12 protein-coding genes are annotated in these 14042 nt (G+C 73.8%); 3 read left to right on the top strand and 9 right to left on the bottom strand.

What is annotated here, in order from left to right:
• The first annotated feature begins 104 nt into the window (after positions 1 to 104).
• Positions 105 to 647, top strand: a complete 543-nt coding sequence (locus tag AB0J71_RS02025) for a M56 family metallopeptidase (RefSeq protein WP_352331124.1) — start codon at positions 105 to 107, stop codon at positions 645 to 647.
• A gap of 117 nt (positions 648 to 764) precedes the next feature.
• Entirely contained in the window at positions 765 to 944 is a 180-nt protein-coding gene (locus tag AB0J71_RS02020; RefSeq protein WP_364390829.1) for a hypothetical protein, read from the top strand.
• 10 nt (positions 945 to 954) lie between these two features.
• Here the strand turns inward: AB0J71_RS02020 and AB0J71_RS02015 are convergent, their stop codons facing one another.
• The 4 genes from AB0J71_RS02015 to AB0J71_RS02000 are packed head-to-tail and all read right to left on the bottom strand — an operon-like array spanning position 955 to position 6254.
• The gene (locus tag AB0J71_RS02015) at positions 955 to 1242 is read right to left on the bottom strand and encodes a hypothetical protein (protein ID WP_364412049.1); all 288 of its coding nucleotides are present in this window, start codon (positions 1240 to 1242) and stop codon (positions 955 to 957) included.
• A gap of 10 nt (positions 1243 to 1252) precedes the next feature.
• On the bottom strand, positions 1253 to 3382 hold the full coding sequence (locus AB0J71_RS02010; RefSeq protein ID WP_364412046.1) for a hypothetical protein: 2130 nt from the start codon (positions 3380 to 3382) through the stop codon (positions 1253 to 1255).
• Entirely contained in the window at positions 3379 to 4959 is a 1581-nt protein-coding gene (locus AB0J71_RS02005; protein WP_364412043.1) for a peroxidase family protein, read from the bottom strand. The genes AB0J71_RS02010 and AB0J71_RS02005 overlap by 4 nt, the downstream gene beginning before the upstream one ends.
• A 2-nt stretch (positions 4960 to 4961) precedes the next feature.
• Entirely contained in the window at positions 4962 to 6254 is a 1293-nt protein-coding gene (locus AB0J71_RS02000) for a cytochrome P450 (protein WP_364412040.1), read from the bottom strand.
• 217 nt (positions 6255 to 6471) lie between these two features.
• On the opposite strand from AB0J71_RS02000, the gene AB0J71_RS01995 reads away from it, so the two are divergent.
• Positions 6472 to 7425 (top strand): acyl-CoA desaturase, encoded by a 954-nt coding sequence (locus AB0J71_RS01995; RefSeq protein ID WP_364412037.1) that lies wholly within the window; start codon positions 6472 to 6474, stop codon positions 7423 to 7425.
• An 18-nt stretch (positions 7426 to 7443) separates the two neighbouring features.
• On the opposite strand, the gene AB0J71_RS01990 is transcribed toward AB0J71_RS01995, so the two are convergent.
• From AB0J71_RS01990 to AB0J71_RS01970, 5 genes are read right to left on the bottom strand one after another with little or no spacing between them, the layout of a single operon-like run.
• Complete coding sequence (locus tag AB0J71_RS01990; RefSeq protein WP_352327688.1) at positions 7444 to 10065, bottom strand: family 78 glycoside hydrolase catalytic domain; 2622 nt, start codon at positions 10063 to 10065, stop codon at positions 7444 to 7446.
• Positions 10062 to 11051 carry a serine hydrolase domain-containing protein gene (locus AB0J71_RS01985; RefSeq protein WP_364412034.1) on the bottom strand — a complete coding sequence of 330 codons (990 nt, stop codon included), beginning with the start codon at positions 11049 to 11051 and terminating at the stop codon, positions 10062 to 10064. Before AB0J71_RS01985 ends, AB0J71_RS01990 begins: the two co-directional genes overlap by 4 nt.
• The gene (locus AB0J71_RS01980) at positions 11048 to 11866 is read right to left on the bottom strand and encodes a carbohydrate ABC transporter permease (protein WP_364412031.1); all 819 of its coding nucleotides are present in this window, start codon (positions 11864 to 11866) and stop codon (positions 11048 to 11050) included. Before AB0J71_RS01980 ends, AB0J71_RS01985 begins: the two co-directional genes overlap by 4 nt.
• Entirely contained in the window at positions 11863 to 12711 is an 849-nt protein-coding gene (locus tag AB0J71_RS01975; RefSeq protein WP_364412028.1) for a sugar ABC transporter permease, read from the bottom strand. Before AB0J71_RS01975 ends, AB0J71_RS01980 begins: the two co-directional genes overlap by 4 nt.
• Entirely contained in the window at positions 12711 to 14000 is a 1290-nt protein-coding gene (locus AB0J71_RS01970) for an ABC transporter substrate-binding protein (RefSeq protein WP_352326872.1), read from the bottom strand. The genes AB0J71_RS01975 and AB0J71_RS01970 overlap by 1 nt, the downstream gene beginning before the upstream one ends.
• Positions 14001 to 14042: the final 42 nt, after the last annotated feature.

The following is a 14042-nucleotide window of genomic DNA, read 5'->3' as shown; positions in this document are numbered from 1 at the left end:
CCCTGGCCTGGTCGGCGGGGCTGCTGAGCTGGTTGTCCGTGCACACGGCGCGGGCCACGGCCAAGACCCTTCGCTAGCGGCGGCGGCAGCGCCTGCTGGTCGACGTGGTGGCCGATCATCATCCGGCCTACGACGCCTACGTGCTGCCGGTGTCCGGGCAGGTGGCCTACTGCGTGCCGGGCAGGCGCCGGCGCATCGTGCTGAGCCAGGGCACCCTCGACGCGCTGAGGCCGGCCGAGCTGCGGGCCGTCCTGGAGCACGAGCGTGCGCACGCGCGTGGACGTCACCACCTGGCGCTGCTGCCGTTCGTGGCGTTGTCGCACGCGTTCTCGTGGCTGCCCGCCGCGCGCACGGCCCGTGAGGCGGTGGCCGTGCTGCTGGAGATGATCGCCGACGACCACGCCCGCCGCGTGCACGGAGAGCTGCCGCTGGCGCGGGCCCTGGTACGGATGGCGGGCGGTGGCGCCGAGCCGGGGGCGGCCGCGTTCGCGCTGGCCGACGCCGGTGTGGCGGAACGGCTGGAGCGCCTGCTCGACGGGCGCGGCCGGCCGCGCTGGGTGTCGGCGGCGGCCTACTCGGCGGCCGTCCTGCAGCTGAGCGGGCCGCTGGCGGTGCTGATCGCGCCGCTGGTCTGCTTCGCCCTCTAGGCCCCACGGCGCGGGGGCGTGCGCCGCAGAGCTCGGCGGCCTGGTCGAGCAACCGGCGCCGCCGAGGCGCAGCCGTTCTGCATATCCTGGGCGGGCAGCCCGGAAAGAGGTGTCTCTGTGTACGAGATCGTGGCCGCTCTCGCGCCCCCCGTCGTGGTCGGCGGAGCCTTCATCGTCGGCGTCGTCCACCTGGTGCGCGCAGAGGCGCGGGCCAAGGCCGCCGAAGGCCGGGCCGCGCGGGAGCCGGCGGCCCGGCCCGGCCCGGAACAGCAGCCGGAGCCGCGGGCCGACGGCTGACCCCGCGCCGCTACCGGCCGGGCTCGTCGCGACCGGGCCGCCGGCGCCCGGTCTGCTCGGCGCCCGCCTTGTCCGCGTAGCGGAGCAGGTGGCGGGCGGACGCCTCCAGGTCGGCGGCGGCGGTCACGCACGCCGCCAGATGGGCGGCCACCGCCGCGCGCAACCAGGCAGGCGTCCCGTCGCCCGTCTTCAGGCCTGCCTCGACGGCACGCAGCCGCTCGGCGCAGGCGGCCAGGGCGCGGGCGTCGGCGCGCAGGACTTCGGCGTGCGCGACGATCGCGGCGATCCGGGCGGGCATGGCTCCTCCGTCAGGCCGTCGGCAGCGGGACGGCGGCGTCCCGGAGCGTCCGGCGGGTGGTGGCCGACAGGCACAGCAGCGGGCGGGCGCCGTCGAGGCCCAGCTCGCGCAGCCGGCCGGCCAGCGGGTGGGCCGATCCCGGCTCGACGGCCAGCCGCAGTGACGGCGCCGCGTGCAGCCGGGCCCGCCCGCGGGCGCGGACGCAGGACCGCAGCACCGCGCCGGCCTCGCGGGCGTAGCCGACCAGGCCGGGATCGTTCAGCGGCAGGCCGGGACCGAGCCGGCCACGCAGGGTCAGGATCCGGTCGGCGGCGAGATGCGCGGACCGCGGGCCGAGCCGCAGCTCCAGAGCCGTCAGGTACGTCTCGCCGCCCCACAGCCGCGCGCCCAGGGCCTGGACGGCCGCGCTGTCGGCCGCCGAGCCGACGAGGAAGGCGCCGCAGCGGCGCACGTCCGCGCCCCGCAGCAGGTCGCGAAGACGGGACCCCCACCATGGCGACCGGAACGGCCCCGGCACCACGACGCCGACCTGCAACTCCGCGTAGTCGCCCACGCCGGTGTGCCGGTTCCGGGCGGCGTGCACGACGACCAGCGCCCGCCCCGCCACCCGTACGACGGGACCGAGCCCCGTGCCCTCCAGCAGCCCGGCCACCGCCGCCGGGCTGACGGCGAAGCAGGCCGTGAGCGCCTCGCCGTCGCGGCACCTGATCGGCAGCTCGACGCCCCCCTCGGACCCGTCGACCGGCACGGCCCGCAAGGGCGACCGCTCCGGACCGGGCGGACGGTCGAACAGCAGGTACGCCTGGGAGCGCACGACCCGCCCCCGGTACGGGGCGAGCCGCCGCTCGATGACGTCGCGGGCCTCGGGCAGGTCGTCGGTGAGGTTGGCGAGGTAGCGCTCGACGCTGTGGCACTGCGGGAACATGTGGGTGGAATCGCTGTAGTCCACCACGTACCAGTCGGGGTGCAGGTCGAAGCAGGTGCCGGCGCCCTGCCCGTCGAGGGTGGGGATGATGTCGTGCTGGTTGGTGACGCTGGCGACCCAGGTGCGCGGGTCGGCGGGGCGTTTGAAGTCGACGGGCGAGCCGACGGCGACGGCGTGCGTGACCGTGTGCCGGGCGCAGAAGGCGGGGTCCTGGGCCAGGTTCATGATCGCCGCCCCGCCCGCGCTGTGCCCGACGAGCGCCAGTTCGGCGCCCGGCGGCAACCCGTAGTCGGCGACGGCCCGTGCCAGGGCGCGGCTGTAGGGGCTGGCGGCCAGGACGGCGCTGCTGAACGCGCCGAGCAGGTCCTGAGGCGACTCGCCGTCGGGACGCCCGAGGCGCATGCCGGGCGCGTGCAGGACGTGGCGGATCACGCCGTCCGGCCCCTCGACGCTCTGGAGCAGGGCCCGCCCGGTGGTGCCGATCGTGCTGATGTTGGACAGGAAGCCGAGCAGCGACCCGCGCGCGCACAGCCGGGCCGACTCGGCCGCGCTCAGCTCGACCCGGCGCGCGGCGCCCTCCCCGACGTCGAGGACGGCGATCGCCCTGTTGCTCAGTCCGAGGAGTGGATCGGCGGTGGCGAAGCCCGTCCCCGTGGCGATGAGCCAGGCGGCGGCGTCGTTGAGCGGGTTCTCGTCCAGCAACGCGCGCAGCGCCAGGACCTCGCCGAAGACCGGCGCGAGCTGGCTGAGCGCGCGCACCGCGCCACGGTCCTTGAGCAGGGCGCGCAATGCCCGCACGGCCTCCACGTCGCGGTCGGCGGCGGCCGCCTCGATGAGCCGGACGAGCATGGGATCCCCGGTCAGCTCGGGATGGGCGAGCGCCACCGCCGCCACCCGCAGCCGCAACGACGTGGCCAGCACCCGCACGGCCAGGCTCTCGGCCCCCAGCATGGCGCCGGCCTTGGCGGCCGCGGTGGCCGGCCGGCCCCCGGCGAAGGACCAGCCGAGGCCGCGGCCGTTCGTCGTGGCCCGCAGCAGCGCGCGGTAGGCGGGTGCGGCCGCCGAGGGGGCGCGCGGCACGGCTCGCAGCAGCGCGTCGTCGGTCAGCGCGGCCGTGGCGTGCGACGCCGCGCCGTGGATCGTGACCGCGACGTCCACCAGCTCCCGGGCCAGGGCGCGCAGGTGCCCGGCGGCCGGATCGTCGTCGCCGGTCATGGCCGGGCCCGCCGGGACATGCTGACGAAGCGGGGGGCCGGGTCCTCGGGCGTGTTGCGGCGCAGCACGTCCGACAACGTGCGCGTGGCCGCGATGATCCGCAGGCCCTGGGGGGAGAACGTGGCGGCGTTGAAGATCCGCGGCGCCAGCAGCGGGTTGGTGAGCGCCTGGGAGAAGGCGTCGATGGCGATGATCTTGGTGAGCAGCGGCGGCAGGATCGCGTCGGGGGAGCCGGGCTCCTCGGCGAACAGCCCGACGTACAGGTCGACGTCGTCGACGTCGCGGTAGAGGTCGCGCAGCGCGCCGCTGACCCGCCGGTCGCCGGTGATCTGCTCGAAGGCGCGCACCCGGGGGAAACGGCAGTGCTCGCGATAGCGGTTGTACGGGGCCAGGCCCAGCACCCGGGAGTCGGCGAGGCTGGCCACGTCGATCTCGCGCAGCACCGGGTCGGTGTTGAACAGGCCGATGCGGCCGGCGCGCTGGCGGGAGGCGTCCTCGAACAGCCGCCCGAGGCCGGGGCCGGGGATCAGCGAGCCGGCGAAGAAGGTCTCGGCCATCGGCAGCTCCCGCCCGGCCACCGACAGCCGGGACGGGACCAGGCTGTGCCAGCGGTAGACGAGGTTGAACTCGACGGAGGCCCAGTTCTGCCGGTGCCAGGCCGCGCGGTCGAGCCGCTTGGACAGCCACGGGTCGAGGGCGAACCGGAAGTGGTAGGGGGTGATGTGGTTGATGTACTCCTCGACGACCAGCTTGATCAGCAGCACGATGAGGATGTTGCGGGCGGTCTGGAACAGCCGTTCGTCGTCCCAGCGGGGATTCTCCCGGGCCAGCAGCCGCGCCACCCTGTTGTGCTCGCGCAGGAACAGCACCGTGAGCATGGTGAAGCCGATCTGGCCGTTGCCCCGGTCGCTGCCGGTGGCGAACAGCGTGTCGCGCTGTGCGTCGGAGAGCTGGTCGAAGCGGATGACGCGCAGCGGGGCGAACTCCGGCTTGATCTTGCCGTTCTCGCACAGGTAGGGCGGGAACTCGCCGCCGCCGACCGACTGGCTCTTGAGCAGCCCGCCGTCGAAGGCGCGCAGCGCGGCTGTGGCCGCCTCGTCGAGGCCGTACACCTGGTTGAGGTCGATGTGGTGGTTGGAGCTGTTCTTGCGCGGGTCGCGCGGGAGGTTGACGTCGCCGCGCAGGAAGCCGTCGGTGAACCACTGGGCGAAGTACGCGAAGAGCACCGTGGAGCGCGGGCACGGGATCATGGACTCGCCGCGGGCGAACAGGTCGGCGGCTCTCTCGGGCGTGGGCAGCCGCCCCTCGGGGACGGCGACCGGAGGCAGGTGCCTGCCGCTGTAGGTGCGGTCGGTCAGCGAGGCCCACGAGGTGTAGCCGGCCATGGTGCTCAGCGGCTCGGGGCGCGGCGGCATCTCGCGGATCGCGTGGTCGATCAGCGAGGCGTTGATCCGGCGCCGCACCGGGCGGCTGCTCTGCAGCAGGTCCCAGAGGGGCCGGCTGTGGGTCAGGGCCAGGAACCTGAGCCGGTTGGACAGGCCGTCCGTGGCGATGCTGCGTGCTCGGCTCACCGCCATCGTCAGCCTTCCCGCACGCCGGCGCCGAGCCCGAGCGCGAAGGCGTCGGGGAAGATGCCGAGTGACCGCTCCACCCGTCCCTCCGGCGGCGGCAGCAGCCGTACGCCGGGACGCAGCAGCAGCCGGCGCACGGTCTCGGCGATCACCACCGCGGCCACGTGCACGCCGAGGCAGGCGTGATGGCCCGAGCCGAAGAACAGCCGATGGTGCGGGGGACGGTCGAGGCGGAACTCATCGGGCTCCGGCACCACGTCCGCGTCGAACATGGCCGAGGCCGGCGCCGCGAGCACGAACGTGCCCGCCGGGATCACCGTGCTGCGCGGCGTGCCGGCGGCCAGCACGTGGTCGCGCTCGCACAGCCGGGGAAGCAGCTTGAAGAACGGGCTGAACCGCAGCGCCTCCCAGACGTACGGGTCGAACCGCTCGGGATCGCCGGCGACGGCCGTCGCCTCGGCCAGCACCCGCGGGCGCAGCAGGAGCTGCTCGACCGCCTCGGCCATGGCCCCCGGCGCGCTCTCCACGAAGCCCAGCGGCAGCCCGGCCATGTTGATCACGATGCGGTCGTCGGGGACGCCGGGCGGGGACGTGCGGACCAGCCGGGCGAAGACGTCGTCGGGCAGCTCCCGGCCGGCCCGCAGCGTGGCCCGGTGCTCGGCGAGCAGGTCACGCAGGTACCCGACCAGCTCGGCGCCCGCCTTGACGGACGCCGCCCGGAGCTGCGGGTCGCCCAGGAAGTTGGCGAAGCCGTCGGCGACGACGGCCCGCGTCCAGCGGCCCAGCGTCCGCGGGTCGGGGCCGGGGACGCCGAAATACCGCGCGCACACGCCGAGGGCGACCGGGCGGAACAGCGCCTCGACCGCCTCCAGCCGCCCGCCCGGCCCGGCGGCGTCGAGCAGCTCGTCGGCCAGGCGGCCGGTCAGCTCGCGCACGCCGGCCGCGTCCTCCGGGGCGAGCATGAGCTGCATCAGGCCCTTCTCCCGCCAGTTCATCGGCGTGGCGTCCCGGCCCAGCATGAACGGGGCGCCCAGCGCGGCGTCGAGGCGGGGAGCGAAGGCGCGTACGGAGAAGACCTGTTCGTGGGCGAGCACCTCGGTCACGTCGGCGAAGCGGGTCACCACCGTGAAGGCGGGGGTGACGAAGACCGGACGCCGCTCGCGCAGCTCGGCGAACAGGCTCCGCCAGTCGGTCCGCATCCACTCCCGGACCAGGCCGAACGCCGATATCGGGTCTTTGGCCAGCGCCTGGTCGTACCTGTCCAGATAGCCGCCCGTGGTCGCCTGATCGACAGCACCCATTCGTGGACCTTCCGCCTGATATCGGAGCGCACTGGGATGATCACGTTGCGCAATCACAATCTAGGGAGGCTTCACACCCTTTCTTCATGACAATCGAGTGCATTGTTTTGGCGCCTCACGGTAATTACTCCGTCACTGTCAGGACATTGCCGCAGTACATGAGCCTGGTCATTGAATAAGGAGCCTGATCGACCCCGTACCGCTCATGGGAGGTAACGTGACGTCACCCCTGCCGCAGCCGGGCACGGCGGAGACGGTGACGGTCACCACCGGCCGCCGCGCCGCCTATCTGGTCGTCCTGGTCGTCCTGCCCGTGCTGCTGCTGGCCCTGGCGGTGCCGGCGGCCTGGGGCTGGGGCATCGGCCCGCGCGACCTGGCCATCGCGGTCGTGATGTACCTGGTGAGCATCTTCGGCATCGCCATCGGCTACCACCGCCTGTTCACCCACCGCGCCTTCAGGGCCAATCGGGCGCTGCGGATCGCGCTCATGCTGGCCGGCGGCATGGCCGTCGAGGGCCCCCTCACCCTCTGGGCCGCCGAGCACCGCCGCCACCACAAGTACGCCGACCGCGAGGGCGACCCGCACTCGCCGTGGCGCTACGGCGACAGCGGCCCGGCCCTGCTGCGCGGCATGCTGCACGCCCACATCGGCTGGTTCTACACGGCCCGTCAGCGCTCCAGCCGCCGGCACTGGGTGCCCGACCTGCTGGCCGATGCGGACGTCCGCCGTTTCGACGCCGCCTACCCGGCGGTCGTGCTGCTGTCGTTCGCGCTTCCGGCCGCCGCCGGCGGGCTCTGGTCGATGTCGTGGGCGGGCGCGTGGAGCGGGCTGCTGTGGGGCGGCCTGGTCCGCTACGCCGTCGTGCACCACGTCACCTGGTCGGTGAACTCGATCGCGCACACCTTCGGCGACCGCCCGTTCCGCACCAGGGACCGGTCGTCCAACGTGTGGTGGGTGGCGATGCTGACGCTCGGCGAAGGCTGGCACAACTGGCACCACGTCGACCCCACCTGCGCCCGGCACGGCGTGCTCAAGGGCCAGCTCGATCCCAGCGCGCGGCTGATCCGCTGGTTCGAGCGGGCGGGCTGGGCCCACGCCGTGCGCTGGCCGGCCCCCGACCGCCTGACGTCCCGCCGCGCCGGGCGCGTCCCCGGCCGCGTCCCCGACTGAGCGCCGGGCGGGCGCGGCTCACCGGCCCAGGTCGTCCCACTCCTGGAGCAGGTGGGACGTGGCGGCGGCGGGGGCCGTGAACGACCAGCGGCCCGGCGGCAGGTCGAGGGCGCAGCCGCCGTCGGCCAGCCTGGTGGTCGGCAGCTGCTCGCCGAGGCCCATGAGGAAGGTGCCGTTGACGGTCATCCCGTCCCAGGCGCCGCGTACGGGCAGCACCGCGCGGGCGCTCACGCCCTGCGGGACGGCGAAGGTGAACTGCACCCCGTCGGGCCCGGCCCGCCAGCCCGACTCGACGGCCCCCGACGCGCTCGCGTAGCGGGCGTGCGCCTGCCGCAGCAGCGGCACGGGCCCCGGACGCAGCAGCAGCTCGCCGAACCCGCCGCCCGTCCCGCGCGGGTCGTCGCCCAGGCCGGCCACGTGCCGGAACAGCCAGTCGCCCACGCAGCCGTAGGCGTAGTGGTTGAAGGAGTTCATGGCCGGCGTCTGGAGGCCGTACCGGTGGTGCCAGGCGTCCCAGCGTTCCCACATGGTCGTCGCCCCGGCGCGGAGCTGGTAGCGCCACGACGGGTAGCCCTCCTGGTTGAAGATCCGGCACGCCAGGTCGTGGTGGCCGGTCTCCGACAACACGGGCAGCAGCAGGGGGGTGCCGACGAAGCCGGTCATGAGCCGGTGCCCGTCGGCGCGGACCAGGTCGGCCAGCGCCCGCGCCGCCGCGGCGCGGTCCTGCGGCCGGACGAGATCCCAGGCCAGGGCGACGGCGTACCCGGTCTGCGTCTCGGTGCGCAGCCGCGGGCCGTCGAGGAAGGCCCGCCGGAAGGCGTCCGACACGCGGGCGGCGGCCTCGTCGTACTCGGGGGCGTGCGGCTCGCCGAGCACGGTGGCCGCGTGCGCGATCAGACGGAGGCTGCGGGCCAGCGCGGCAGTGGCGATGAGGCTCCTGGGCGTCTCCACCGTGCCGGGGGCCAGCCAGTCGCCCAGCGCCCGGCCCGGCCGGAGGCCGTCGTCGGACTGCGCCAGGCAGTAGGCGGCCCACCGCCGCATCGGGTCGTACGCGCGGCGCAACGTGCGGTCGTCGCCGTAGCGCCGCCACAGCAGCCACGGCACCTCGACCAGCGCGTCGGACCAGACGGGGGAGTCGTAGCCGTACTCGGGCAGCACCGGCGCGACGTGCGGGACGGCGCCGTCGGCCCGCTGCCCGTCGATCAGCGTCGTCACCCAGCCGGACAGGAACGCCTGCGTGTGCCGCAGGAAGCTGAGCGTCGAGCCGAACACCGAGATGTCGGCCGTCCAGCCGGTCCGCTCGTCGCGCTGGGGGCAGTCGGTCGGCACGCTCACCAGGTTGCCGTCCGCCGACGCGCCGATGTTGGCGACGAGCTGCCGCACGGCGGGATCGCTCACGGTCAGCGAGCCGGTGACAGCGAGCGCGGACGACAGCAGCACCGCCTCCAGGTCGTCCGGCGTCAGCGCGCCCGGCCAGCCGGTGACCTCCGCGTAGCGGAACCCGTGCAGGGTGAAGGCGGGCTCGACGACGTGTGATCCGGCGTCGAGGACGAACTCGTCACGCTGGCCCGCGGTGCGCAGGTTGTCGGTGTAGAGCCGCCCGGTCGCGGTCAGCTCCTCCCCGTGCCGGACGACGATCCGCACGGGCCCCGGCGCGTCCACGCGCAGCCGGACGCGCCCCACGACGTTCCGCCCGAAGTCGGCCACCTGCACGCCCGGCGCGGGCTCGGTCACCGACACGGCGGGCACCGTGCCGATCACCCGGACCGGGGGAGCGGGGTCGGCCTCCACCAGGATCTCCGGCGCGGCGGTCGTCCCGGCCGGCCCGGTGCCCTCGGCGGGCGCCTGGACGGTCTCGCCCATCACCAGGTCGGCGCGCGGGCGGCCGAGGTCCCGCCGGGTCCAGGCGGCGTCCGTGGCGAACACGCGGCGCGGGCCGTCGTCGTCCCGCACCAGCACCTGGGCGCTGACGGCGGGCCGGTCACCGTAGCGGCGCGGGCCGCCGCCGGCGACGTGACCGGCGTACCAGCCGGGAGCCAGCCACAGCTCCAGCTCGTTCTCGCCGGGCGCCAGCAGGTCGGTGAGCTCCAGCAGCCGGTAGCGGGTGCGGTGGCCGTAGTCGGTCCAGCCGGGGGCCAGCTCCTCCTCGCCCAGCCGCGCGCCGTTGAGCAGCGCCCGGTAGACGCCGAGCGCGGTGGCGGCCAGCCAGGCGCGTCCTGGCGCGGGACGCCAGGTGAACGTCCCGCGCAGGCTCACCGCCGCCTCGGGATCGCCCGGCAGCCAGGGCGCCTCCCATGCGCCGCGCGCCCGCAGGCCCGTGGTGAACGCGCCCGCCGCCAGCCCCTCCACCTCCCACGTGTACGGCGTCAGCGGCGTCAGCAGCTCGTCCGGCACGTCCACGCCGTGCGAGCCGGCGGGCACGGCGGACCGCCACACCTCGCGGCCGTCCGCGGACAGCGCCACGGTGGCCTCCGTGGTCGTCCGGGCGTCCCACGACAGGCGGGGCGACGGCTCGTCCACGCCCACCGGATCCGCCAGGCCGCACGTCAGGCCCGCCCGCGCACCGGGCGGGGCCGGCCGGATGTAGGGCGTCTGCGCGCCCGAGACCTGCACGTCGAGCACCCCCGAGTCCCGGTTCACGCATCGAGCCCGGTGGTGAAGGCGTTGTGCAGGCCGTCGACGTCGACGCCGGACAGGCTCGGCGCCATCACGTTGATCAGCAGCACGAAGCACGCGTCCTGCTCCGGGTACATCCACCACTGGCAGCCCGAGGCGCCGCCGTGCCCGTACAGCCGCCGGTCCAGCAGCCCGGGGGCCGAGTGGCGCAGGTTCCAGGTGAGCCCCCAGTCCTGACCGGCGTTGACCGGGTCGGGCTGCAGCTTGACCAGGCCCGTCGTCTGCGGGGTCGTCATGGCGGCCAGGGTGGTCGGGTGGATGAGCGCGCGGTCGCCGCGCAGCAGCGCCCCGCCCAGCGCCAGCAGGTCCTCGGCGCGGGAGAACAGCGCGCCCGCCGGGTGACGGAGCCGGACGAACGCGTCGAAGTCGAAGCCGGGCCCGAGCAGTTCGAGGCCGTGCACCTCGGCCGCCTCGCACGCCGGGTCGAAGGTGATCCGCCCGCCGCCCGGCACCAGCGTGTTCAGGTCGGAGTCGACCAGCTCGGCCACGTCGCGGCCGGTGACGTCGCGGACCATCTCCGCGATCCCGGCGAAGGCCAGGTTGGAGTAGTGGCTGAGGGTGCCCGCCTCGAACAGCGACGGCGCGGTGAGCAGGTGCTCCACCAGGTCGTCGGGGGTCAGCGTCTGCTCGGCGATGCCGCTGGTGTGGGTCAGCAGGTGCCAGAGCGTGACGTCGGGCCGGGCGAAGCCCGGCAGCACGTCCCGCAGCGGGCGGCGCAGCGACAGCAGCCCGCGCTCGACCTGGCGCAGGGCCAGCAGGCCCATCAGCGGCTTGGTCACCGAGAACAGCGCGAAGTGGTCGTCGGTCCTGGTCCCGCGGCCGTCGTGGGCGCCGAACGCCTCCAGCACCTGGATCCCGTCGGAGGTCGCGGCGCCGAACACCGCGCACGGCAGCCGCCCCTCCTTGATCTCGCGCCTGACCCAGTCGAGCGCGATGTCGTGCGTGGTCATCCCTTCAGTGCACCTTCCGTGAGGCCGGCCAGGACGCGCTTCTGCGCGACGGCGTACACCGCCACCAGGGGCAGCGTGGTGAGCAGGACGTGGGCGAAGACGAGGTTCCAGTTCAGGCTCTGCAGGGTGCCGGAGGCGAACTGGAACAGGCTCAGCGGCAGCGTGGCGTTCGCGCTGCCCTGGAGCAGGAAGAGGGCGAAGAAGAAGTCGTTCCAGACGTTGATGATCAGGATCACGCCGCCGACGAACAGCACCGGCCGCAGCAGCGGCAGCAGGATGCGCACGAACACCTGCGGACGGGAGGCGCCGTCGATGGCGGCGGCCTGCTCCAGGTCCGGCGGGAACGCCCGGACGAACCCGGTGGCCAGGAAGATCACGACGCCCAGCCGGCAGCCGGTCATCGTCAGCACGTAGCCGAGCGAGCCGCCGTCCAGCGACAGGGCGCGCAGCAGGTAGACGGTCGGGATGATGGACGGCGGCAGCAGGATCGACAGCCCCATCACGAAGTAGGCCGCCTGCAGCCACCGCGACCGGCTGCGCCCGAACGCCCACGCCGCCGCCGCGCCGAGCAGCACCACCGCGATGACGATCGGCACGGTCACCTTGAGGCTGTTGAGCAGCCCGGTCAGGTAGCCGCCCCGGTCGAGCACGATGCCGTAGTTCTCGGCGATCGCCCACGTCCTGGGCAGGCCGAGGCCCAGCTCGGCGGCCTCGCCCGCGGGCTTGAAGGAGTTGACGACCACGAGCCAGACGGGCACGAGCACCCACGGGACCGCGAAGACCGTCAGCGCCGCGTACTTGAGCGCCGCTCTCATCCCGTCACCTCCCTGCGCCGCAGCCACCACACCAGGGGCACGGCGGTCGCGATCACCAGCAGCGTCACGGTGAACCCCAGCGCGCTGGCCGAGCCGAAGAAGCCCTGTCCCCATTGCTGGCGCATCACCACGTTCAGGGCCCGCGTGTGGTCGCCGGGGCCGCCGCCGGTGGTGGCGGCGATCACGTCGTACGCGCTGAGCGCGCCCACCAGCGTGACGGCCACGTTGAAGGTCAGCGCGGGGGCGAGCATCGGGAACACCACCCGCCGCAGCCGGGTCCACGGGCCGGCGCCGTCCACGGTCGCCGACTCCAGCAGCGACTTCGGGATGGAGTTGAGGCCCGCGATGTAGACGAGGGTGATCAGCCCGCTCCACTTCCACGCGTCGATGAACGCCACCACCACCAGCGCGGTGGACGGTTCGCCCAGCCAGGCCCACTCGATGCCGAGGAAGGAGTTGATCGCCCCGTCGGGGGCCAGCAGCCCGCGCCAGATGTACCCGGCGGCCAGCGGCGAGATGAGCGTCGGCAGGAAGAACGCCGAGCGGAAGACGGTGTTGATCCGGCTGGTCCGCTGGAGGGCCAGCGCCAGCGAGAGGCTGACCGTGTTCTGGATCGCCATGCACAGGATCGCGTAAAGCACGGTCACGGTGACCGCGTTGGCCAGCAGGTCCTGGTCGATCAGCGTGCGGACGTTCTCCAGCCCGTTCCAGGTGATCTCGGCCCGGAAGCTCGTCCAGGAGGAGAACGCGAACCGCACGTTGAGCAGGAACGGGGCGACGAAGAAGACCGTGACCAGCACGATCGCGGGCAGCGCCCACGGCAGCCAGGCCGCCCTGTTCCGCATCACCATCCGGGCAGCCCTGCCGCCTTGGCCGCCTGCTCGACCTGGCCCTGGAGCTGGGTCGCCGCCTTCTGCGGGTCCTTCTGCCCGGCGATCAGCTCGGACATGAGCTGGGCCAGGCCGCCCATGCCGGGGATGTCGGAGTTGAAGGCGATGACGGCGCCGGTGTCGTAGGCCTTCTTGACGTCCTGCAGCACGGAGGAGACGCCCTGCGGGCCGGGCACGTCCTTGAGCACCGGGAAGGTCTTGGACGCGGCGATGTACTCGGCGTAGGCGGGGCCGGTCATGAAGCGCACGAAGTCGAGCGCGGCCTTCTCGCGCGCCGAGTCGCCGGTCTTGGGCAGGTAGAACGTGCCGATCGGGCCGGGCGCGTAGGTCACCAGCGGCTTGTCGCTGGACAGGCCGACGAAGCCGACGGACTCGTCCACGGTCTTCTGGTCGCCGCCGGCGGCCGCGAGCAGGGCCGGGAGCATGTCGGAGTGCTGGGCGACCATGGCGGCCTCGCCGGTCACCAGGGCCTTCATCGAGTCCTCGAACTTGGCGGTGACGATGTCCTTGTTGAAGCAGCCGTCGGCCTTCAGCTTGGCGTAGGCGGTCAGGCCGGCGACGAAGGGCGAGCCGGGGTCGGCCAGCGTGCTGCTGTGGCCGGCGATGGCCTTGCCGTAGGCGTTGGCCTGGTTGGCGCCGGCCAGGTAGAGGATGGGCAGGATCTGCACGGGCCAGATCGAGCCGCCCGACTCGAAGACCGGCGTGACGCCGGCGGCCTTGAGCTTGGGGCAGGAGGCGGCCAGCTCGGCGAAGTTCGCCGGCGGGGTCAGCCCGGCCTTGGTGAAGACCTTCTTGTTGTAGTAGAGGCCGAAGACCTGGGGGAAGCCGGTGATGGCGGCGTAGACCTTGCCGCCCACGGCCCCGGCGGCCTGGTAGAGGTCGCCGGACCTGGCGATGTACGCCTCGCCGGTCAGGTCGCGCAGGTTCTGGGCGGGGTTGAGCGCCAGCAGGCCGCTCACCGTCGCGTGGTACTCCAGGATGTCCGGGCGCTCGCCGGTGGCCCACTTGGTCTGGGTGGTGTCCTCGAAACCGTCGGACGGGATGGACACGAGCTCGATCTTGTGGCCGGACTGCTTCTCGAACTTCTTGTACATCTCCAGCAGCGGCGCCGGATCCGCGCTGTTGTGCCAGAGGGTCAGCTTCACCTGACCGGTCCCCTCCGGGGCGGAGGATCCGCAGCCGGCGAGGGACAGGGCGAGGACGGCGCCTATCGCCGCGCCGAGCGGACGAGTTGGTGCTCTCACGCTCGTGCTCCTGTTCATGTGGGGGAGAATGTGTAGAACGTT

This window comes from Nonomuraea sp. NPDC049637 (assembly GCF_040675235.1).
Lineage (GTDB): Bacteria > Actinomycetota > Actinomycetes > Streptosporangiales > Streptosporangiaceae > Nonomuraea.
Note: the sequence above shows the minus strand (reverse complement) of the source record. Positions and strands in the feature narration are given on the sequence as shown.